The sequence below is a fragment of the Limimaricola cinnabarinus genome, from assembly GCF_002723615.1.
GTDB classification, from domain to species: Bacteria; Pseudomonadota; Alphaproteobacteria; order Rhodobacterales; family Rhodobacteraceae; genus Limimaricola; species Limimaricola cinnabarinus_B.
Genome location: NZ_KZ304951.1, coordinates 388,566 through 409,399, shown reverse-complemented (window position 1 = coordinate 409,399; position 20,834 = coordinate 388,566). Strand labels below are relative to the sequence as shown.

Genomic DNA, 20,834 nt, shown 5'->3' with positions numbered 1-20,834 from the left:
TCAGTGCTCCTCCCCGGTCGCCTCTGCGGCGGCGTCGTGATCGTCCTCTTCGGCATGGGTGTCCTTCTTGATCACCTTGCCGGGCGTGTTCAGCACCAGCTCGATATAGGGCGCGGGCGCGAAAAGCTGCGCCGCGGTCGCATTGAGCGCCCGGTTGACCGGCCCGGCAAAGGCCGTGAGCGCGATCAGCAGCGCGATCAAGCCGCCGATGGCGATCATCGGCAGCACCGGCCGGGGCGCAAGCGGCGCGGCGGTCGTTTCGGGCTGCGCGGTCGTGTCCTCGACCTCGGGCGCGGTCTCGGGATCGACGGGGCCGCCGGGGCCATCGGGCTCCAGCTGATGCGCCTTCCAGAAGATCAGCGAGCCGGCGCGCGAAAAGCCGACCAATGCGACGAGCGAGCCCAGGAGCACCACCGTCCAGACCCACCAGACCAGCGGGCTCGCGGTGGCGGCGTCGAGGATCAGCAGCTTGCCCAGAAAGCCCGAAAGCGGCGGCAGGCCGGTCATGGCGATGGCCGCGACGAAGAACATCCCCGCCACCAGCGCGCCGCCCTCGATCGGCCGGCCATGCACCAGCAACGGCCCGGTATCGCCGCGCCGGCTCTTGATCTGATCGACGAGCAGGAACAGCGCCGCGGTGGCGAAGGTCGAATGGACCGCGTAATAGAGCGCCGCGGCGATGCCGCCCGGGGTGAAGACCGCGACGGCGCTGAGCAAGAGCCCCATCGAGCCGATCGCCGAAAAGGCCACCAGCCGGTCGATGCGCGCCGCGCCCAGCACGCCGATCATGCCCAGCCCGAGCGTCAGAAGCGCCGCGGGCAGAAGCCATGTGTCGAACAGGCCTTGGGTGATCTCGAGATCGGGCGGAAAGACCAGCGTGTAGACGCGGATGATGCCGTAGGCGCCGACCTTGGTCATGATCGCGAAGAGCGCCGCGACGGGAGCGGGAGCCTCGGCATAGCTGTCGGGCAGCCAGAAATGCAGCGGCAACAGCGCGGCCTTGATCGCGAAGACCAGAAGCAGCAGCACCGCGGCGACGCGGATGCCCGCGCTGGCGCCCGGATCTAGTTCGGCCACGCGCAGCGCGAGATCGGCCAGGTTGAGCGTGCCGGTCTTGGCGTAGATGGTGCCGAGGGCAAAGAGAAAGAGCGTCGAGCCGAGCAGGTTGTAGAGCACGTATTGGGTGCCCGCGCGCAGCCGCGCCTTGCCGCCCGCATGGATCATCAGCCCGTAGGAGGCGATCAGCAGCACTTCGAAGAAGACGAAGAGGTTGAAGGCGTCTCCGGTCAGGAAGGCGCCGATGATGCCCATCAGCTGGAACTGGAACAGCGGGTGGAAATGCCGCCCCCGCGTGTCCCAGCCCGAGCCCATGACGTAAAGCAGCACCAACGGCGCCATCAGCGTCGTCAGCAGCACCATCAGCGTCGAAAGCCGGTCGGCCACCAGAACGATGCCGAAGGGCGCGGGCCAGTTGCCGAGCTGGTAGAGCGTGATCGTGCCGTCCGAGGCCTGCCAGAACAGGCCGATCGAGATGGCGGTAAGCGCCAGCGCACCGGCCATCGACAGCGCGCGCTGCACCACGATGTGTTCGCGCACCATCAGCACGAGGATCGCCGCCAGCATCGCCGGCAGCACCACGGGGGTGATCAACCAATGGCTCATCGCGCGTCTCCTTCGGGCAGGGAGGGGCTGTGGCCGTCACCATCCGGGAGGGCGGGGCGATCGACGAGGTCGTCATCCGAGGACAGCCAGCTGCCCAGCGCGATGATCACGACGACGGCGGTCATGCCGAAGGAGATCACGATCGCGGTCAGCACCAGCGCCTGCGGCAGCGGATCGGTGTAACGCTCCGCCCCGTCGCGCAGCACCGGCGGCGCATCGAGCGCCAGCCGCCCCGAGGCGAAGAGGAAGACGTTGACGGCGTAGCTCAGAAGCGAGGTGCCGATGATGACGGGAAAGGTGCGCAGGCGCAGCACCAGGTAGATGCCGGCGGCGGTCAGGGCGCCGACGGCGGATGCGATCAGGAGTTCCATCTCAGATAACCTTGCCTTGTGCGCCCGCGTCGTCCGGAGTGAGCTCCGCGTCGCGCGAGGGGTCGATGTCCATCGCGTGATCGGAGGTTTCCGTGCCGGCCCTGTAGCCCAGACGCGAGAAACTTTCGAGCGACAGCATGACCGCGCCGACCACGGCGAGGAACACGCCCAGGTCGAAGCCCATGGCGGTGGCCAGCTCGAATTCCTCCATCGGCGGGATGCGGAAATAGCCGAAGGCCGAGGTCAGGAAGGGCTGGCCCACGAACCAGGCGCCGATGCCGGTGAGGCCGGCGACGAAGACGCCCGCGCCGATGATGCCGTGATAGGGGTAGCGCTGGCGCCGCGCGGCCCAGGCGAAGCCCGAGGCCATGTATTGCGTCACCACCGCGATGGCGACGACGAGGCCCGAGACGAAACCGCCGCCCGGATCGTTGTGGCCGCGCAGGAAGATGTAGACGCCGACCATAAGGATCAGCGGCATCATCACCCGCGTCAGCACCACCATCATCAGCGGATGCGCGTCGCCCGCGCGGCGCTCCTCATGGCCGCGGTTGAGCAGGCGGCGGCGCACCGGGCCCGAAAGCAGCGTCTCGGTCAGCGCGTAGATGACGAGCGCCGCGATGCCGAGCACGATGATCTCGCCGAAGGTGTCGAAGCCCCGGAAATCCACGAGGATGACGTTGACCACGTTGTCGCCGCCGCCGCCCTTGTAGGAATTGGCGAGGTGGTAGTCCGAGATCGGCGCGATCGGGACTTCGGTGGACAGGATGGTCCAGATCAGCCCGGCGGCGGCGAGACCGCCGGCACCGGCGATGACCGCGTCGCGGATGCGCCGCGCCGCGCCCGATTCGTCGGGCGTGCGGTTGGGCAGGAAGTTGAGCGCCAGCAGCAGCAGGATGATCGTCACCACCTCGACCGAGATCTGCGTGAGCGCGAGATCGGGGGCGGAGAAATGGTTGAAGCCGACCGAGACCATGAGGCCGATGATCCCCATCAGCATCAGCACGGCGAGCCGGTTGCGATGCGCCGCGACGAGAAAGCCCGTGGCCGCGATCAGCATGGCCCAGGCGACGATGGCGATCGGGGTGACGGGCAGCAGCGGGCGGGCGATCTCGGCGCCGGTGGTGCCGCTGAACCAGGCATGCGCGCCGAGCCCCACCACCGTCACCACGAAGATCGCGGCATAGCGGGTGAAGGCGCCGTCATGCAGCCGCAGGGTCAGCCATTGCGCCCCGCCGGCGCAGGCCGCGATCAGCCGGTCGAAGATCCGCTTGGCCTCGGGCCGGGGTGCCGCCTCCCAGATGCGCGACAGCGGGGCGAAGAGCACCAGCACCACCAGGCCGCCGACCACGGCGAGGGCCGACAGGGCGAGCGGCAGGTTCAACCCGTGCCAGATCTTGAGATGCGCGTCGGGCAACTCGACCGCGCCGCCGATCACCGCACCGGTGACGAGCTTGACGAAGGGCTCGGCCAGCGCCGGGAACAGGCCGAGCGCCACCACCGGGATGATCAGCAGGGCAGGCGGCAGCCACATGCCGGCATTGGGGTCGTGCGGATGCGCCGGGTAATCGTCGCGCTCGGGCCCGAAGAAGGTATGCGCGATCAGCCGGAAGGAATAGGCCGCCGAGAACAGCGCGCCCAGCGTGGCGACCACCGTGACCAGCAGGGGCGAGCCGAACAGCGTGGTATGGGTGGCCTCTTCGAGCATCATCTCCTTGGAGATGAAGCCGTTCAGGAGCGGGATGCCCGCCATCGACAGCCCCGCCAGCAGCATGATGACGAAGGTCACCGGCATCAGCCTGCGCAGACCGCCCAGCCGCCGCATGTCGCGGGTATGCGCCTCGTGATCGACGATGCCCGCGCTCATGAAGAGCGCGGCCTTGAAGCTCGCATGGTTGAGGATGTGGAACACCGCCGCCATGGCGCCGAAGCCGGTGCCGGTGCCCAGAAGGAAGGTGATCAGGCCCAGATGCGAGACGGTCGAAAAGGCGAGGAGCGCCTTCAGGTCGTGCTTGAAGATCGCGATGAGCGCGCCGAGCACCATGGTGACGAGCCCCGCCGAGGAGACGATCACCACCCATTCGGGCGTGCCCGACAGCACCGGCCAGAGCCGCGCCATCAGGAACAGCCCCGCCTTCACCATCGTCGCCGAATGCAGATAGGCCGAGACCGGGGTGGGCGCGGCCATGGCGTGCGGCAGCCAGAAGTGGAACGGGAACTGCGCCGACTTGGTGAAGCAGCCCAGCAGGATCAGCAGCAGCGCCGGGACATAGAGCGGCGAGGCCTGCACCAGATCGCGGTTCTCGAGGATGACGCTCAGGTCATAGCTGCCGACGATGCTTCCCAGCATCAGCATGCCGCCGATAAGCGCGAGGCCGCCCATGCCGGTCACGGCAAGCGCCATGCGCGCGCCTTGCCGCCCCTCGGGCAGGTGCTTCCAGAAGCCGATCAGCAGGAAGGAAGCGAGCGAGGTCAGCTCCCAGAAGATCAGCAGAAGCAGGATGTTGTCCGACAGGACGATGCCCACCATCGCGCCCTGAAACAGCAGGAGGTAGCTGAAGAACTCCCCCATGTTGTCGTCGCGCGACAGATAGTGGCGCGCATAGGCGATGATCAAAAGGCCAATCCCGAGGATCAGCCCCGCGAACATGAAACCCAGCGGATCGAGGAACAGGTTCACGTTGAGCCCCAGCCCCGGCATCCAGTCGAGCCGGGCGGAGATCGTCTCGCCGCGCAGCACGGCGGGCAGATGCGTGAGCAGCCCGACCACGGCGCTGGCCGTCACGAGAAAGGTGGCGGTGAAGCAGGCTTGCCGGCCGGCCCGGATCATCAGGCCGGGCAGCAGCGCGCCGAGGAACGGGAGGAGGACGATGATGAAAAGCGACATGGCGCGCACTATCGCGGAGACGGAAGGCGGCGACCAGACATGCGCGAAAATTTCGTTCGCCGCGGGCTGCTTCATTCTGCCGCATCGGGCCTTTGGCGCGCTCCGGTCCGCTCTGGCCCGCTTCGGGCGGGCCATTCCGGGCGCAGGTGGCGGTATCGGGCCGCGCGATGGCCCTTTGGTGACCCTGCGGCATCGAATCGCCGGCCTTCTCCTGTGCCCTGCGCTGTTGGCAGCCGCCTGTCGCGCGGGCTATGGCTTGGGCAAAATTCTCAAAGGGGGGCTACCACATCATGAGCTATCTCGGGATCGACCTCGGCACCTCCGGGCTGCGCGCGCTTCTCGTCGATGAGGCGGGCCGTCCGATCGGCTCGGCCGAGCGCGCCTATGCGGCGGCGCATCCCCGGCCGGGCTGGAGCGAGCAGGACCCGGCGGACTGGATCGCGGCGCTCGATGGCGCGGTCGAGGAGCTGCGCCACGCGCATCCCGCCTTCGCCGAGCTCGCGGGCATCGGCGTCGCCGGGCACATGCATGGCGCGACGCTGCTCGACGCGGAGGACCGGGTGATCCGCCCCTGCATCCTGTGGAACGACAGCCGCGCGCATGAGGAGGCCGCCCGGCTCGACGCGGTGGAAGGCATGCGCGCGCTGTCGGGCAATATCGTGTTTCCGGGCTTCACCGCGCCCAAGCTGGAATGGCTGTGCGCCCATGAGCCGGAAAACCATGCGCGCGTGGCCAAGGTACTCCTGCCCGCCGCCTATCTCAACCTGCACCTGACCGGCGAGCATGTCGCCGACATGTCCGACAGCGCCGGAACCTCATGGCTCGATGTCGGCGCGCGCGACTGGTCCGGGCGGCTGCTCGACGCGGGCAACATGCGCCGCGACCAGATGCCCCGCCTTGTCGAGGGCTGCGCGCCCGCCGGCACGCTGCGCGCCGAGCTGGCTGCGCGCTGGGGGCTGTCGGGGCGGGTCGTCGTCGCCGGTGGGGCGGGCGACAACGCCGCCGCCGCCTGCGGCATGGGCGCGCTGGGCGAGGGGCAGGGCTTCGTCTCGCTCGGCACCTCTGGCGTGTTGCTGGCGGCGCGCGACGGCTACAGCCCCGCGCCAGAGACCGCGCTGCACACCTTCTGCCACGCGGTGCCGGGGCGCTGGTACCAGATGGGGGTCATGCTTTCGGCCACCGACAGCCTGAACTGGCTGTCCTCGATCGCCGGGGTGCGGCCCGCCGAGCTGACCGCCGGGCTGGGCGAGGAGATCCTCGCGCCCGGGCGGGTCCGTTTTCTGCCCTACCTGTCCGGCGAGCGCACCCCGCATAACGACGCGGCGATCCGCGGCAGCTTCACCGGGCTCGGCACCGACACCACGCGCGACGACATGACCCGCGCCGTGCTCGAAGGCGTGGCCTTCGGCCTGCGCGATTCGCACGAGGCGCTGAAGGCCACGGGCGCGCGGATCGAGCGGCTGATGGCGATCGGCGGCGGCGCGCGGTCGCGCTACTGGCTGCGGCTCATCGCGACGGTGCTCGGCGTGCCGCTCGACCTGCCCAAGGATGGCGAATTCGGCGCGGCACTGGGCGCGGCGCGGCTCGGCCTCGTCGCCGCCACCGGCGCCCGGCCCGAAGAGGTCATGACCGCCCCCGAGATCGGCGAGCAAATCGCGCCGGACGAAAAGCTCACGGAGGCCTTCGATGCGGCCCATGCGCAATTCCGGCGGGCCTATCCCGCGATCCGCGAGATCCAGTAGGCGGCGCGGGGCGGGTTTCGCCCTCCCGAGGCTTCGAAAGGACGCATCATGCCATCCCCCGTGACCAGCGGCATGCCCTCTGCACGCGGCCCCTCGGCCCCGGCGACCCCGCCGACGCTGGGGCAGGCGGCGCACGTCTGGTGGCGGATCGGGCTCATGTCCTTCGGCGGTCCGGCGGCGCAGATCGCGCTGATGCACCGGATGGTGGTCGAGGAACGCGGCTGGCTCAGCGAGCGGCAATATCTCGACGCGCTGTCGTTTTGCATGCTGCTGCCGGGGCCCGAGGCGATGCAGCTTGCGACCTATGCGGGCTGGCGGATGCACGGCGTGCGCGGCGGGTTGGTCGCGGGCGGGCTCTTCGTCGGGCCGGGGGCGGTGGTCATCGCCTGTCTCGCGGCGCTCTACGTGCAGTTCGGCGATCTCGCGGTCACCGGGGCGCTGTTTCTCGGCGTGAAGGCCGCGGTGCTGGTGATCGTGATCGAGGCGCTGCTGCGGGTCGCCCGCCGGGCGCTGCGCGGCCCCGAGGCGCTGATGCTCGCGGCGCTGGCCTTTCTCGCGCTCTTCGTCTTCGCGGTGCCCTATCCGCTGGTCGTCGCGGCGGCCGCCGGCTGGGGGGCGCTGCGCTTTCGAAGCGACGCGCCGCATGACGCCGGCAAGGAGATGATGCCAGCCCGGCCGATCATCGCCACGCTGCGGACCGCCGCAATTTGGCTCGGCTGGTGGATCGTGCCGCTGGCGGTGGTGGGGCTGCTCGCGCCGCCGGTCTTTGCGGAAATGGCGCGGTTCTTCTCCGTTCTGGCCACCGTCACCTTCGGCGGGGCCTATGCGGTCCTAGCCTACATGACGCAGGAGGCCGTCGCGACCCATGGCTGGCTGACCACCGGGGAGATGCTCGACGCGCTGGGGCTGGCCGAAACCACGCCCGGCCCGTTGATCCTCGTCACCGAGTTCGTGGGCTTTCTCGCGGGCCACGGCGCGGCACCCGAGGGGCGCGCGGCGCTGATCTGGGGGCTGGGCGGCGCGCTGGTCACGCTCTGGGCCACATTCGCGCCCTGCTTCTTGTGGATCTTCGCGGGCGCGCCCTGGATCGACCGGATCGCGGCGCGGCCCGCCTTGCGGGCGGCGCTGGCGGGGGTGACGGCGGCGGTGGTCGGGGTGATCGCCAACCTGTCTGTGTGGTTCGGGCTGCATGTGCTCTTCGGCACGGTCGGCGCGCTCGAGGCCGGCCCCTTGCGGATCGCCGTGCCGGAGCTTGCGAGCTTCGACTGGCGCAGCGCCGCCATCTCGCTCCTCGCCGCTCTCCTGCTGCTGCGCTGGCACCGGGGCGTGCCGCTGACCCTGGCGCTCTGCTCGGCCAGCGGCGTGGCAATGCTGGCGCTTTAGCGGCGGCGCGGCCCCGGAACGGTGCTTTCCGGCGGCTGGCATTCGCCTTGGGAAAAGTGCTACAGGCCATTTCCGGTGCCGCATCGCGCGGCACATGCGCAGGCAACCGGCCGGGCTCGGCGCGGCCCCCGCAAGACATCGAGAGCAGTCGACATGCAAAGCCAACCGACATCGCAGAGCACCGACATTCGCCAAGCCGCGCGGCTGAGCGTGGCTCCGATGATGGACTGGACCGACCGTCATTGCCGTCATCTGCACCGGCTGCTGTCGCGCCGGACCCTGCTTTATACCGAGATGGTCACCGCCCCGGCGGTGCTGCATGGCGACCGCGACAGGCTCTTGGGCTTTGGTGCGCCGGAGCATCCGGTGGCGCTGCAACTGGGCGGCTCGGCGCCTTCGGAGCTGCGCGAGGCGGCCCGGATCGGGGCGGATCAGGGCTATGACGAGATCAACCTCAACTGCGGCTGCCCCTCCGACAGGGTGCAGTCCGGCGCGTTCGGCGCGGTGCTGATGACCCGGCCCGAGCTTGTCGCCGACTGCTGCTCGGCGATGATCGCGGCGAGCCCCGTCGAGGTCACGGTCAAGTGCCGCATCGGCGTCGATGAGCAGGCACCCGAAGAGGTGCTGCCGCGCTTTCTCGAAACGGTCGCCGCCGCCGGGGTGAACCGCTTCACCATCCATGCCCGCAAGGCTTGGCTGCAGGGGCTCAGCCCCAAGGAAAACCGCGACATTCCACCGCTCGACTACGATCTGGTGAGGCGGATGAAGCGCGACTTCCCGCAGCTGCATCTCTCAATCAATGGCGGCATCACTTCACTGCAGCAGGCCGAGGCCTTTCTCGCCGCCGGGCTCGACGGGGTGATGGTCGGGCGCGCGGCCTATCATACGCCCGCCGACATGCTGTGCGAGGCCGATCGCCGCATCTGGGGGGCTTCCCGGGACAGCAGCGCCGAGGCAGTGGTGCAGGAAATGCTGCCCTATATCGAGGCGCATCTCGCCGCGGGCGGGCGGCTGCACCAGGTGACCCGCCACATGCTGGGGTTGTTCGCGGGGCGGCCGGGCGCGCGGGGCTGGCGGCGGGTGCTGTCCGAAGGCGCATCGCGCGCAGGCGCGGGGCCGGAGCTGGTGCGCGAGGCGCTTTCCCGCATCGAGGATCTGCAACAGGCGGCGTGAAGCGGGGCCGGAGCACCGCGCCGCCCCTTGCGATCGGGGCAGCAAGCGGGCATCGGCCAGAAGGCAACGAGCCGGAGCGCCAGATGACCGACACCACATTGCTGCTTGCCATGGGCGCCATGCTGATGGGGATCGGCGCCTTCGCGGGCGTGCTCGCGGGGCTGCTCGGCGTCGGCGGCGGGATCGTGCTCGTGCCGGCCTTTTTCTATGCTTTCGCGGCGCTGGGCTACGAGACGCCGCAGCTCATGCAGATCTGCCTTGCCACCTCGCTTGCCACCATCATCGTCACCTCCGCCCGCTCGGTCCTGAGCCACAACCGCAAGGGCGCGGTGGACTGGGCGGTGCTGCGCGGCTGGGCGCCGGGGATCGCGCTGGGCGCGATCTTAGGCGTGCTGGTGGTGGCGCAGCTGCGCACGGTGACGCTGCAGCTGATCTTCGGCTTCCTCGCGCTCGGCGTCTCGCTCTACATGGTGCTGGGGCGCAGCGACTGGCGGCTGGGCGAGACGATGCCGGGCGGGATCGTGCGGGGGGCCGCGTCTTCGGTGGTGGGGTTTTTGTCGGTGCTGATGGGCATCGGCGGCGGCAGCTTCGGGGTGCCGATCATGACGCTGCACGGCGTGCCGATCCACCGCGCCGTGGCGACGGCGGCGGGTTTCGGGCTGCTGATCGCGCTGCCCTCGGTCATGGGGTTCCTGCTGACGCCGCTGCCCGTCGGGGTGGCGCCGCCGATGACGCTGGGCTCGGTGAACCTGCCGGCCTTTCTCATCGTCATCGCGATGACGCTTCTGACCGCCCCGATCGGGGCGGCGCTGGCGCATCGGACCAAGCCCGCGCGGCTCAAGCGGGTGTTCGGCGCCTTCCTGATCCTCGTCGCGCTCAACATGCTGCGCAAGGCGCTGATCTAACGCTCGAGCCGCGCCTTTCGGCCGCCGCGCCGCCCCTTGGGGGCGGGGCTGCGCTCGGGCAGCTCGGCCATGATGCGCGCCCGCTCTTCGGCCTCCATCCGGCCCCAGCGGGCGATCTCGTCCATCGAACGCGCGCAGCCCAGGCAGAGCCGCGTTTCGGGGTGGATCGTGCAGAGCTTGACGCAGGGGCTCTCGATCTCGTCGCGGCGCCAGGGCTCGTCGCTCATGGGCGCGCCATGTAGGACAGCCGGTCGAGCAGACCTTGCAGGATGTAGCCCGCCGCCACCGCGTCGATGATCTCGCCGCGCCGCTTGCGCGAATGATCCGCTTCGATCAGCGCCCGTTCGGCCGCGACGGTCGAAAGCCGCTCGTCCCAATAGACGATCGGCACCTCGGTAAGCCGCGACAGGTTGCGGGCGAAGGCGCGGGTCGATTGCGCGCGCGGGCCTTCCGAGCCGTCCATGTTGCGCGGCAAGCCGAGCACGAAGCCCGCCAGATCGCGCCCCTGCGCGATTTCCAGAAGCCGCCCGGCATCCTGCGTGAACTTCCTGCGCTTCACCGTCTCGAGCGGCGTGGAGACCGAGCGCAGCCCGTCGGAGACGGCGACGCCGATGGTCTTGGTGCCCAGATCGAGCCCTGCCAGCGCGCCCGCGCGCGGCAGGGCGGCGGCGAATTCCTCTACCGTCTCGTGGATCATCCTTCGACTCCCGCTTCGCGCGCCGCGGCGCGGATCTTGTCGAGATCGGGCGTGCCCGCGAAGACCTGTTGCGCTTCGGCCCAGATCGCCGCGGCGCGCTCGCGCTCGCCCAGGACCCCGAGCGCGCCGATCAGCCGCGCCCATTCCTCGGCCGATCCGCCGGTTTCGGCCAGACGGCTCGCCAGCCCCTCGACCATGCCGCGGATCATCCCCTCGCGGTCCTCGGCCGTCATCTCGCCCGCCGCCTCGATATCGGCGGCCGAGGGGCCGGGCAGGGGCGGCAGGCTGTAATCGACGCCGGCCAGGGCGGCGGCGCGGGGGATCTGCGCGCGCGCCAGCGCGACATGCGGGGCCGCCGGGTCGCCCTGTTCGATGGCGCGCTTCCAGTAGCGGAAGGCCAGGTCGGGGCGCTCGGTCTGGGCGTGCAGCAGGCCCATGTAATAGAGCGGTCCGGCCGCGTCGTCGCGCTCCGCCAGCAGCCGTGTCAGCCGCTCTTCGACATCGGCCGAGACGAGGCCGCCCGCCGCTGCCACCATCCGGTCGATCAGCGCCAGCCGGTCCTCGAAGCTCGCCGCCGCGCCCTTGAGCGCGATCACCCGTTCCTGCGCGCGCGCGGCGGCGGCGTAATTGCCCAAGGCGGCTTCGTGGCGCGACAGAAGCGTCCAGCCGGTGAGATCCTCCGGGCGCTCGGGCACGGCGGCGCGCAGCTCGGCGACCATGTCGAGATACTCCTGCGGGGCCTGAACCGGTGTGGCGGGGGTGCGGGACTCGGCCTGCTGTTGCGACGGCCGCGCCGCGCGCAGCTCCTGCGCCGCGGCAAGGCGCGCCTGGAGCGGCTGGTCGGGCAGGCCGGGAGCGCCGAGATCGGCATAGACGAGAAAAGCGCCGCCGATCAGCACCACCGCGCCGAGCGCGGCGGCGGGCCATGCCGGGCCGCGGCCCAGGGCCTCGCGCCGGCCCGACCTGTCGGCCGCGAGCAGCCTGCGGGCGATCTCGGTGCGGGCGCGCTCGGTTTCCTCTTCCGAAAGCAGCCCGCGCTCATGCTCGTTCTCGATCTCCGACATCTGGCCCTTGTAGAAGGCGACGTCCGGGGCCGGGGCCTCGTTTTCGTCGCGTCGCCGCAAGGGGGCCAGAAGCGCGGCCAGTACGATGGCCGACAGGCCGGCAGCAATGATCCAGAACAGCATGGTGACCTCTCATTCGCGGTTCTCCTAGCGTGCGGTGCCGCTCCGAGAAACCCCCCCGTGCCGATACGCCGCATGAAGCCCTGCGGCCAAACCTTTGCGAAGCATGGAGAACCCCGGCATGGCACCGGATCCTGCCCCAACAATAATTTGATCCTCCGAGGAACCGGTCCGATCAGGGTGACGTTGCCCCGTCAAATGACACATGAACGGAGCATCTCGCATGTCCGACCCGAACATCAACCACAACAACACCAACCCGCCGCCGAAGAAGAAGGGCGGCTCGTCGATCGCGCTCATCGTCGGCGGCCTCGTCGTCGCGGTCATCGTCCTTTACTGGCTGTTCGCAGGCGGCACCGATGTCGAGAACACCGACGTGATCGGTGACGAGACCAATATCAGCGTCGAATCCGAAGCGGCCGAGGAATCCCTGCTCGAGACCGAGGAGCCCGTGGTCGAAAGCGTCGAGGAGACGGGCACGGCCATCGAGACCGAGATCGACGAGACGGCGACCGAAATCGGCACCGAGATCGACGAAACCGCGACCGAGATCGGCACCGAGATCGACGAGACCGAAGCCGAGACCGACGACACCGAGGTCATCGAAGTCGAAGGCGACGCCGAGGTGGTGCAGTAAGCACGCCAGGCATGCGCCTTGCGGGTGTGGATTGAAAGGGGCGGTGGCCATGCGGGCCGCCGCCCTTTTCGCATGAATTGCGTCCGAAGCACGTCAGGGCGCATTGGCGCGCGCCTGGACGCGCCTGGGCGGAATCAGCCCTCGTAGGGCCTGAGCCCGCTGCGGGTCGAGGGGGTCAGCCGGGCGATTTCCGCCTCGACCTGCGCGGCGTCGAGCGCGGTCCAGCCGCGCCCGTTCTCGACCAGCCCCGCTTCGCCCAGCGCGGCACCGATCTGCGCGAAGTCGACCTCGCCCCAGCTCATCCTGTCGGGTCGTTTCGCGGTCTGTTCGATCCAGTTGCGGCGCAGCGCGTCCACGGCGACGGCCTGCGCGCCGGTGAAGGCGCGGATCTGCCGGGCAAACAGCGCCCCGAGACCACCGGGGCGCCGGGCGATGATGCCGACGCGCTGATCGGCATTGCCGACCAGCGCCAGCAGGTGCAGCGGCGAGCAATCGACGGCGATCACATGCGTGGCGGCCTTGTAGGCCGCGATCTGGGTGGCGTGATCGTGCTTTTGCGGGTGAAACACCTCGTAGCCCTCGGCCTCGAGCCAGGCTTCGAGCCGCGCCTCGCCCAGGATCGAGCCACGCCCCGGCGGCAGCGCGCTGCGCGAGATGTAGATCTTGCGCGCGCCCTTAGGCGCGATGTCGCGGCCCGCATGGCGGCGCATGTAGGCGCGAAACTCAGGCGCGCCCTCGATCATGCCGAACATGCCGAAGCCCTGCACCGGCACGTGCAGCCGCTCCACCCGCGTCGGCCGCTCGAGACTGCGCATCGGCACGTCGACACCGAGCGCCTTGAGAAAGGGGCGGTAGGTCTCGGCGACATGCTGCACCCTGTGCTGGAACTTGGGCACGTAGAGCACCCCGTCGATCTCGCCGCGCAGCGCGTCGAGCGCCCAGAGCCGCGAGATGCTCTCGGCCAGGAAATGACCGAAATGCCCGAAGAGCGGCCCGAGAAAGAGCCAGCGCCCGGCCAGCGCATCGACCGGGCCGTCGGGCAGGGCGGGCGGCACGGTGACCGGGCTGTCGCCGCGCCAGGTCACGGCCTCCTCGACCGGCAGCCCCGCTTCGTCGAGCACGCCGGATCTTTGCACCGAGCGGTTCGGCCCGCCCTCGGGCGGCGGCACCACGAGGGCGCGGTCGAGCCGGCGGATCCTGTGGGCGATCGAAGCGGAGAGATCGGGGGGGCGTGTCGTGTCGTCTGGCATGGGCGGTCCTTCGCGGTGGATGCGCCCGGCCGGGCGTCCGCCCCGTCTTACGCCCGATTTGCGGCGCGGGCAGGGCCATCCTCGGCAAGGGCCGCATTTTTGCCCCGCGGGTGATGTTGTCTGGCCCCGGAGCCGTGGCTAGGCTCGGATAGAAGCAAGGAGAGCCCGCGCCATGGATCGCAACATAGAAGCCGTCCCGGCCATCGAAGCCTTCGGACGGGCGCGCGGCAACCGGCTTCGTCGCTACCCCTCGCCCGAGCGCGACGGAGACCGCCTCTATCCGCTGGCCGCACCCACGGCGAGCCCGAGCTTCGCGATCGAGGATGGCGACACGATCTTCGCCATCGGCTCGTGCTTTGCGCGCAATGTCGAGCGCGCGCTCGATGCCGCCGGGCGGCGGGTCGTCAGCCGCGAGTTCGAGCTGGGCGAGATCGGCGAGAGCCTGGGCGAGGCGGCCAACTTCTTCAACAAGTACTCGATCCACTCGGTCCTGAACGAGCTGGGCTGGGCGCTCGATCGCGACAGCTTTCCCGGTGCGGACATCCTCTACGATACCGGCGGCGGCCGGTTCAGCGATGCGCAGCTCGGCATGGCGCGGCTCGATTTTCCGGTCGAGACGATTCTCGATTTCCGGCATCGCTATCTCGACGCGATGGCCCGCGTGGCCGAGGCCGACGTGGTGATCGTGACGCTCGGCTATGTCGAGACATGGTATGACCGCAAGCTGCGGCTCTATCTCAACGTCGCGCCGCCGCAGGCGGCGGTGAAGGCCGAGCCCGAGCGATTCGAGTTCCGGGTGCTGAGCTATGCCGACGTGCTCGACGGGCTGGAGCGGCTGCACGCCTTGCTGCTGCGCCACCGCGCCAAGCCGCTGAAGATGCTGGTGACCGTCTCGCCCGTGCCGCTTCTGGCGACCTTTCGGGAGATGGACGTGCTGGTGGCCAACGCCTATTCCAAATCCGTGCAGCGCGCCGCAATCGAGGAGTTCGTCGCCACGCGCGAGGGCGTGGACTACTTCCCCTCCTTCGAGTTCGTCACATTGTCGAACCCCGCCGTCGCCTGGTCGCGGAACGATTATCGTCACGTCTCGCCCGATCTGGTGAACCGGATCATGTCGAACGTGCTCGACCGCTATGTCGCCGGGCCGCGGGGGGCGGAGGCTCCGGCCGTAATGAGCCTCGATGCGCTCTTGTCCTCGATGCGGATGCTGGCCCGGCTCGACGACCACGCGGCGCTGCGCGACCTGGCCCGGCAGCAGCGCGACCTCGTCGAGGCCAGCATCGACGCGCTGATGCTCGAGGCGACGGCGGCGCGGCGGCTGGGCGATCTCGACGGCGCGCATGAGGTGCTGCTGCGCGCGGCCGAGCTGGCACCCACCCGCCCCGATCCGGTCGAGCGGCTGATCACCCTGTGCCGCCCGCTCAAGAGGCACGAGGAGGCGCGCGCCCTGTGCGATCGCCACGCGCGCGACTTCCCCGAGCGCGAAGCTTTCCGCGAGCGGCTCGACTGGCTCTGATCGGGCGCGGGGGCGCCGGATTTTCCGGCCTCTCCCATTGACCTTTGCAGCGCAGGGGTTCTGTTATGTGGCGCAAATCCACCACTGGCAGCAAAGCGAGACCGACATGGCTTTCGAACTTCCCGACCTTCCCTACGCCCACGACGCGCTCGCCTCCAAGGGCATGTCGAAGGAGACGCTCGAATATCACCACGACCTGCACCACAAGGCCTATGTCGACAACGGCAACAAGCTGATCGCCGGCACCGAGTGGGACGGCAAGCCGATGGAAGAGATCATCCGCGGCACCTATGACAAGAACGCCGTTGCCCAGAACGGCATCTTCAACAACATCTCCCAGCTGTGGAACCACAACCAGTTCTGGGAAATGATGACCCCGAACGACAGCAAGATGCCGGGCGAGCTGGAAAAGGCGATCACCGACAGCTTCGGCTCGGTCGACAAGTTCAAGGAAGAGTTCGCCGCCGCGGGCGCGGGCCAGTTCGGCTCGGGCTGGGCCTGGCTCGTCAAGGACAGCGATGGCGGCCTCAAGGTCACCAAGACCGAGAACGGCGTGAACCCGCTCTGCTTCGGCCAGACCGCGCTTCTGGGCCTCGATGTGTGGGAGCACTCCTACTACATCGACTTCCGCAACAAGCGCCCGGCCTACATCTCGAACTTCCTCGACAACCTCGTGAACTGGGAGAACGTCGCCTCGCGCATGTAAGCGTGGCGGCGGCCCTCCGGGGACGCCTCATGAGGCCCTCGCGCTGCGGCGCGGGGGCCTTTTTCGTGCCCGCTCGCCCGAGCGGCCCCCGGAACCCCGAGGGGCATGAATCGTTGGTCCTGCGAACGCAAGATAGGAGGCTCCCATGGCCGACAGGGCACGATCCAAGGACGGTGTGAAGGAAACCGACGCCTATGTGACCGAAGAGGACAAGGCGGGTGCCGGCAACCAGCCGGGCCGCGAGGGCGGCGACCTGACACGCAAGGTCGGCACGCGCGACGACCTCAAGCGCGCCGAGCAGGACGAGGCGGGCGCGACCCGCGTCCGCAAGAGCGACGAGAAGGATCCCGAGTGATGGCCAAGATCGACAACGGCACCTGGGTTCTCGTCGCCGATGGGGAAAAGGCGCTGATCCTCGAGAACGTCACCGACGATCAGCACCCGAACCTGCGCGTCGTGCGCAAGGAGGAGCAGGACAACCCGCCCGACCGCGAGCAGGCCACCGACAAGGCGGGCCGCCAGGCCGATGACGGCCCCGGCCAGCGCACCGCGCTCGCCGAGACCGATTTTCATCAGCTCGCCAAGGACCGCTTCGCCGCCGATCTGGCGGACATCCTCTACCGGCAGGTCCACAAGGGCCGCTTCGAAAAGCTGGTGATCGTCGCCAGCCCGCAGGTTCTGGGGGCGCTGCGCCCCGAGCTGCACAAGGAAGTGGCCGATACGGTGGTGGTCGAGGTGCCCAAGACCCTGACCAACCACCCCATCGCCGAGATCGAGCAGGCCGTCGCCGCCGAGATCGCAGGCTGACGACAGGCCGTTTGACGACAGGCCGTTTGACGATTGGCCGATCGACGGCGCAAAGGGCCGCCTCCGGGCGGTCCTTTATGCCGTGAGCGTCTCGTCCAGCGTCTTTTCGAGGGCTTTCACGCTCGACACGTAGCTGACGAAGCCCTTGAGGCTGTCATCGGCGAAGCCCTCGTCGATCACGTGGTTGATCAGCTGGCGCAGCGGCTGCCAGTAGCCTTCGGTGTCGAGCAGCAGGATCGGCTTGCCATGCAGGCCGAGCTGGCGCCATGTCAGCACCTCGAAGAACTCGTCGAGCGAGCCCGCGCCGCCGGGCAGCACCACGATCGCATCGGCGTTCATGAACATTACCTTCTTGCGCTCATGCATCGTCTCGGTGACGACATAGGTGTCGAGATCGGTCTTGCCGACCTCGACATCGACGAGATGGCGCGGGATCACCCCGAAGCTCGATCCGCCCGTCTGCTGCGCCGACCGCGCGACCGTGCCCATCAGCCCGACATCGCCAGCGCCGTACACCAGCCGCCAGCCGCGCCGGGCCAGCATCTCGCCCGTCTCCTGCGCCGCGGTTTCATAGGCGGGGCGCAGCCCCGGACGCGATCCGCAAAAGACGCAGACGGAAGCGGTAAAGGCGGGAAGGGGCATGTTGAAAACTCCGGTTCGATGTGACGCCCACCTCGTAAGGCGCAAGTCGCGCGCGCTCAAGCGCCAGCCGCGCTCTGGCCATCCTCGGCCCCGCATCCTACCCTGCGCGCTCTGCCGCCAGCCCCGGAGCCAGCCGATGCGACGCCTGCCCAAGACCGATGCCAACCTCTCGGGCCAGCCGGTGAAGGGCTGGGACACGATCCGGCAGGTGATCCCCTATCTCTGGCCCGAAGGGCAGGGCTGGGTGAAGCGGCGCGTCGTGCTCGCGGTGGCGCTGCTGGTGCTGGCCAAGCTGATCGCGGTCGCCACGCCGCTGTTCTACAAGGCCGCGGTCGATGCGCTGGCGGGCGAAGGGGAAAGCGCCGCGATGTTGCTCGCAATCGGCGCGGCGGGGCTGACACTGATCTACGGTCTGGCCCGGCTCGCCAATGTCGGCTTTCAGCAGCTGCGCGACGTGGTGTTCACGCCGGTCGGGCAAAGGGCGCTGAGAAAGCTGGCGCTGCGCACCTTCCGGCACATCCACGCGATGAGCCTGCGCTACCATATCGGGCGCAAGACCGGGGGTCTCAGCCGGATCATCGAGCGCGGGGTGAAAGGCGTCGAGTTCCTGCTGCGCTTCCTGCTGTTCTCGATCGGGCCCCTGATCCTCGAGCTTTTGCTCGTCGCGGTGGTGCTCTTCTTCATGTTCGACGTGTGGTATCTCGTCGTGGTGCTGGGCACGATCGTCCTCTACGTCGCCTTCACCTTCAAGGTGACGGAATGGCGGGTGAAGATCCGCAAGCAGATGAACGATCAGGACACCGACGCCAACCAAAAGGCGATCGACAGCCTGCTCAACTTCGAGACGGTCAAGTATTTCGGCGCCGCCGAGCGCGAGGCCGCGCGCTATGACGGCGCGATGGAGAAATACGCCGCCGCCGCCGTGCGCACCAACCACTCGCTCGCCTTCCTGAACTTCGGCCAGTCGCTGATCATCACCGGCGGCCTCGTCATCGTCATGGTGATGGCCGCCATCGGCGTGCAGAACGGCGCGCTGACCGTGGGCGATTTCGTCATGGTCAACGCCTACATGATCCAGATCACCATGCCGCTCAACTTCCTCGGCACGGTCTACCGCGAGATCCGGCAGGCGCTGATCGACATGGGCGAGATGTTCGAGCTTCTCAACCAGCCGCCCGAGGTCACGGACAGGCCCGGAGCAAGGCCGCTCGAAGTGACGCGCGGCGAGATCGTCTTCGACGAGGTCACCTTCGGCTACGAGGCGGCGCGCGGCATCCTGAAGGGGGTCTCCTTTACCGTGGCACCGGGCGAGACGGTCGCCATCGTCGGCTCCTCGGGCGCGGGCAAATCGACCATCGGGCGGCTGCTGTTTCGGTTCTACGACGTGACCGGCGGCGCGATCCGCATCGACGGGCAGGATCTGCGCGATGTGACCCAGGACAGCCTGCACGCCCATATCGGCGTGGTGCCGCAGGACACGGTGCTGTTCAACGACACCATCCTCTACAACATCGCCTATGGCCGCGAGGGCGCCAGCCGCGAGGAGATCGAGGCGGTGGCGCGCGCGGCCCAGATCCATGATTTCATCATGTCCCTTCCCGAGGGCTACGACACCACCGTGGGCGAACGGGGCCTGAAGCTTTCGGGCGGCGAGAAGCAGCGCGTCGGCATCGCCCGCACGCTGCTCAAGGACCCGCCGATCCTGCTTCTCGACGAGGCGACAAGCGCGCTCGACACCGATACCGAACGCGAGATCCAGGGCCAGCTGCGCGCCATGGGGCAGGGGCGCTCGGTGATCACCATCGCACATCGGCTGAGCACAATTGCAGATGCCAGCCGCATTATCGTGCTGGAAGCGGGAAAAGTGGTCGAATCCGGCTCTCACGAGCACCTTCTGGCGCAGGAGGGCCGCTATGCGCAGCTCTGGTCGCGCCAGCAGGCCGAGGAGGCGGAGGCCGCCTGATTGCGCCACTGAACCGATCGGTCTAGTCTGCGCGCGAGTCGCCTGCCGCGTGTGGGCCAATCGACGTTCCGGGCCGATCGTGTCCGGAGTTCAAGGACAGCACCATGTTATCCCCGATGTTCCGCACCGCCGTGGTGCTGGGCCTGCTCTCCGCTGTGGGCCCCTTCACCATCGACATGTATCTCCCCGGCCTTCCCGGCCTTGCCGCCGATCTGAACGTGGACGAGGCCGCGGCGCAGGCGACGATCAGCGCCTATTTCCTCGCCTTCGGCCTTGCGCAGCTGCTCTACGGCCCGATGGCCGATGCGCTGGGCCGCAAGCGCCCGGTCTATCTCGGTGTGACGATCTTCCTCGGGGCCACGATCGGCTGCGCGCTGGCACCCTCGCTGCCCTGGCTGGTGGCGTTCCGGGCGCTGCAGGGCTTTGGCTGCGCGGCCCTGATGGTGGTGCCGCGCGCCATGGTGCGCGACATGTATACCGGCCACGAGGCGACGCGGCTGGTGGCGATGATCATGCTGGTCATTTCGGTCTCGCCGATGCTGGCGCCGCTTTCGGGCGCGATCATGATGCAGTTCACCGGCTGGCGCGGCATCTTCTGGGCGCTCGCGGTGGTGGCGGCGCTGGCCTTGCTGCTCACCGTCTTCGCGCTCAAGGAAACCCTGCCCGAGGATCGCCGCCGCCCGGTGCGCCCGCGCATCCTCGCGCTCTCGGCCAAGCGGCTGTTCCGCGATCCGACCTTCATGGCGCTGACCTTCGTGTCGGGTTTCGGCATGGCGAGCTTCTTCGTCTTCATCGCGAGCGCCAGCTTCGTCTACACCCAGCAATACGGGCTGACGCCGCTGCAGTTCTCGCTCGCCTTCGCGACCAACGCCGTGGGCTTCTTCGGCGCGAGCCAGTTCGCCGCGACGCTGGGCCGCCGTATCGGGCTGCTGCGGATGCTGCGGCTGGCGCTGTCGGGCTTCGCGGCGTTCAGCCTGACGCTGCTGGCGATCACGGCGGCGGGCTACGCCACGCTGCCGGTGCTGATGGGGCTTTTGCTGTGCGGCAATGCCTGCCTCGGCCTCGTCATTCCGACGAGCCAGGTCATGGCGCTCGATCCGCATGGCGAGATCGCGGGGCTTGCCTCCTCGATGGGCGGCACGCTGCAGATGATGACCGGCGGCGTGATGGTCGCGGTGACGGGGCCGTTCTTCAACGGCACGGCGCTGCCGATGGTCGCGGTGATCGCGGGCTGCGCGGTGATGGCGCTGAGCCTCGCGCTGCTGGCGCTGGGCCGGGGCGAGCGGGCGGTGCAGGCGGCCTGAGGCCC

At 69.0% G+C, this 20,834-nt stretch carries 19 protein-coding genes; 11 read left to right on the top strand and 8 right to left on the bottom strand.

From position 1 onward, the window contains the following. From CJ301_RS01955 to CJ301_RS01945, 3 genes are read right to left on the bottom strand one after another with little or no spacing between them, the layout of a single operon-like run. Positions 1 to 1,662: a monovalent cation/H+ antiporter subunit D gene (locus CJ301_RS01955; RefSeq protein WP_099273650.1), complete on the bottom strand. Its 1,662-nt coding sequence runs from the start codon at positions 1,660 to 1,662 to the stop codon at positions 1 to 3. Further along, the gene (locus CJ301_RS01950) at positions 1,659 to 2,033 is read right to left on the bottom strand and encodes a Na+/H+ antiporter subunit C (RefSeq protein WP_099273648.1); all 375 of its coding nucleotides are present in this window, start codon (positions 2,031 to 2,033) and stop codon (positions 1,659 to 1,661) included. Before CJ301_RS01950 ends, CJ301_RS01955 begins: the two co-directional genes overlap by 4 nt. Before the next feature lies 1 nt (position 2,034). Further along, positions 2,035 to 4,920 carry a monovalent cation/H+ antiporter subunit A gene (locus tag CJ301_RS01945; protein ID WP_099274180.1) on the bottom strand — a complete coding sequence of 962 codons (2,886 nt, stop codon included), beginning with the start codon at positions 4,918 to 4,920 and terminating at the stop codon, positions 2,035 to 2,037. A 290-nt stretch (positions 4,921 to 5,210) separates the two neighbouring features. Here CJ301_RS01945 and xylB point away from each other — a divergent pair, with 290 nt between their 5' ends. The 4 genes from xylB to CJ301_RS01925 all read left to right on the top strand — a co-directional run bounded on the left by xylB (position 5,211) and on the right by CJ301_RS01925 (position 10,123). Further along, a complete protein-coding gene (xylB, locus tag CJ301_RS01940) occupies positions 5,211 to 6,662 on the top strand; it encodes a xylulokinase (RefSeq protein ID WP_099273646.1) in 1,452 nt (483 codons plus the stop codon). A 48-nt stretch (positions 6,663 to 6,710) separates the two neighbouring features. Next, a complete protein-coding gene (gene chrA / locus CJ301_RS01935; RefSeq protein ID WP_254050037.1) occupies positions 6,711 to 8,045 on the top strand; it encodes a chromate efflux transporter in 1,335 nt (444 codons plus the stop codon). A 153-nt stretch (positions 8,046 to 8,198) separates the two neighbouring features. Continuing rightward, complete coding sequence (gene dusA, locus CJ301_RS01930) at positions 8,199 to 9,218, top strand: tRNA dihydrouridine(20/20a) synthase DusA (RefSeq protein ID WP_099273644.1); 1,020 nt, start codon at positions 8,199 to 8,201, stop codon at positions 9,216 to 9,218. Positions 9,219 to 9,301: 83 nt separating this feature from the next. Further along, a complete protein-coding gene (locus CJ301_RS01925) occupies positions 9,302 to 10,123 on the top strand; it encodes a sulfite exporter TauE/SafE family protein (RefSeq protein ID WP_099273642.1) in 822 nt (273 codons plus the stop codon). On the opposite strand, the gene CJ301_RS01920 is transcribed toward CJ301_RS01925, so the two are convergent. The 3 genes from CJ301_RS01920 to ccmI are packed head-to-tail and all read right to left on the bottom strand — an operon-like array spanning position 10,120 to position 12,007. Beyond that, positions 10,120 to 10,350 (bottom strand): DUF1289 domain-containing protein, encoded by a 231-nt coding sequence (locus CJ301_RS01920; protein WP_099273639.1) that lies wholly within the window; start codon positions 10,348 to 10,350, stop codon positions 10,120 to 10,122. The genes CJ301_RS01925 and CJ301_RS01920 overlap by 4 nt on opposite strands. Then, positions 10,347 to 10,820 (bottom strand): Holliday junction resolvase RuvX, encoded by a 474-nt coding sequence (gene ruvX, locus CJ301_RS01915; protein WP_099273637.1) that lies wholly within the window; start codon positions 10,818 to 10,820, stop codon positions 10,347 to 10,349. The genes CJ301_RS01920 and ruvX overlap by 4 nt, the downstream gene beginning before the upstream one ends. Then, the gene (gene ccmI / locus CJ301_RS01910) at positions 10,817 to 12,007 is read right to left on the bottom strand and encodes a c-type cytochrome biogenesis protein CcmI (RefSeq protein ID WP_099273635.1); all 1,191 of its coding nucleotides are present in this window, start codon (positions 12,005 to 12,007) and stop codon (positions 10,817 to 10,819) included. Before ccmI ends, ruvX begins: the two co-directional genes overlap by 4 nt. Positions 12,008 to 12,227: 220 nt before the next feature. On the opposite strand from ccmI, the gene CJ301_RS01905 reads away from it, so the two are divergent. Next, positions 12,228 to 12,641, top strand: coding sequence for a hypothetical protein (locus CJ301_RS01905; RefSeq protein WP_099273633.1), 414 nt, complete (start codon positions 12,228 to 12,230; stop codon positions 12,639 to 12,641). Between the two features lie 134 nt (positions 12,642 to 12,775). Here the strand turns inward: CJ301_RS01905 and CJ301_RS01900 are convergent, their stop codons facing one another. Continuing rightward, on the bottom strand, positions 12,776 to 13,891 hold the full coding sequence (locus CJ301_RS01900) for a glycosyltransferase family 61 protein (protein ID WP_099273631.1): 1,116 nt from the start codon (positions 13,889 to 13,891) through the stop codon (positions 12,776 to 12,778). A gap of 172 nt (positions 13,892 to 14,063) precedes the next feature. Here CJ301_RS01900 and CJ301_RS01895 point away from each other — a divergent pair, with 172 nt between their 5' ends. The 4 genes from CJ301_RS01895 to CJ301_RS01880 all read left to right on the top strand — a co-directional run bounded on the left by CJ301_RS01895 (position 14,064) and on the right by CJ301_RS01880 (position 16,920). Further along, positions 14,064 to 15,407 carry a GSCFA domain-containing protein gene (locus CJ301_RS01895; protein ID WP_099273629.1) on the top strand — a complete coding sequence of 448 codons (1,344 nt, stop codon included), beginning with the start codon at positions 14,064 to 14,066 and terminating at the stop codon, positions 15,405 to 15,407. Positions 15,408 to 15,513: 106 nt separating this feature from the next. Beyond that, positions 15,514 to 16,113, top strand: coding sequence for a superoxide dismutase (locus CJ301_RS01890; protein WP_099274176.1), 600 nt, complete (start codon positions 15,514 to 15,516; stop codon positions 16,111 to 16,113). Between the two features lie 145 nt (positions 16,114 to 16,258). After that, positions 16,259 to 16,468, top strand: coding sequence for a hypothetical protein (locus tag CJ301_RS01885; RefSeq protein WP_099273627.1), 210 nt, complete (start codon positions 16,259 to 16,261; stop codon positions 16,466 to 16,468). Further along, the gene (locus CJ301_RS01880; RefSeq protein WP_099273625.1) at positions 16,468 to 16,920 is read left to right on the top strand and encodes a host attachment family protein; all 453 of its coding nucleotides are present in this window, start codon (positions 16,468 to 16,470) and stop codon (positions 16,918 to 16,920) included. The genes CJ301_RS01885 and CJ301_RS01880 overlap by 1 nt, the downstream gene beginning before the upstream one ends. Positions 16,921 to 16,995: 75 nt before the next feature. Here CJ301_RS01880 and CJ301_RS01875 read toward each other — a convergent pair whose 3' ends face one another. Beyond that, the gene (locus CJ301_RS01875) at positions 16,996 to 17,562 is read right to left on the bottom strand and encodes a TIGR00730 family Rossman fold protein (RefSeq protein ID WP_099273623.1); all 567 of its coding nucleotides are present in this window, start codon (positions 17,560 to 17,562) and stop codon (positions 16,996 to 16,998) included. Between the two features lie 136 nt (positions 17,563 to 17,698). Between CJ301_RS01875 and CJ301_RS01870 the strand changes: the two genes are divergently transcribed. Together CJ301_RS01870 and CJ301_RS01865 are read left to right on the top strand one after the other, a co-directional pair. Then, positions 17,699 to 19,525 (top strand): ABCB family ABC transporter ATP-binding protein/permease, encoded by a 1,827-nt coding sequence (locus CJ301_RS01870; RefSeq protein ID WP_099273621.1) that lies wholly within the window; start codon positions 17,699 to 17,701, stop codon positions 19,523 to 19,525. Between the two features lie 104 nt (positions 19,526 to 19,629). After that, positions 19,630 to 20,829: a multidrug effflux MFS transporter gene (locus tag CJ301_RS01865; protein WP_254050036.1), complete on the top strand. Its 1,200-nt coding sequence runs from the start codon at positions 19,630 to 19,632 to the stop codon at positions 20,827 to 20,829. Positions 20,830 to 20,834 lie beyond the last annotated feature (5 nt).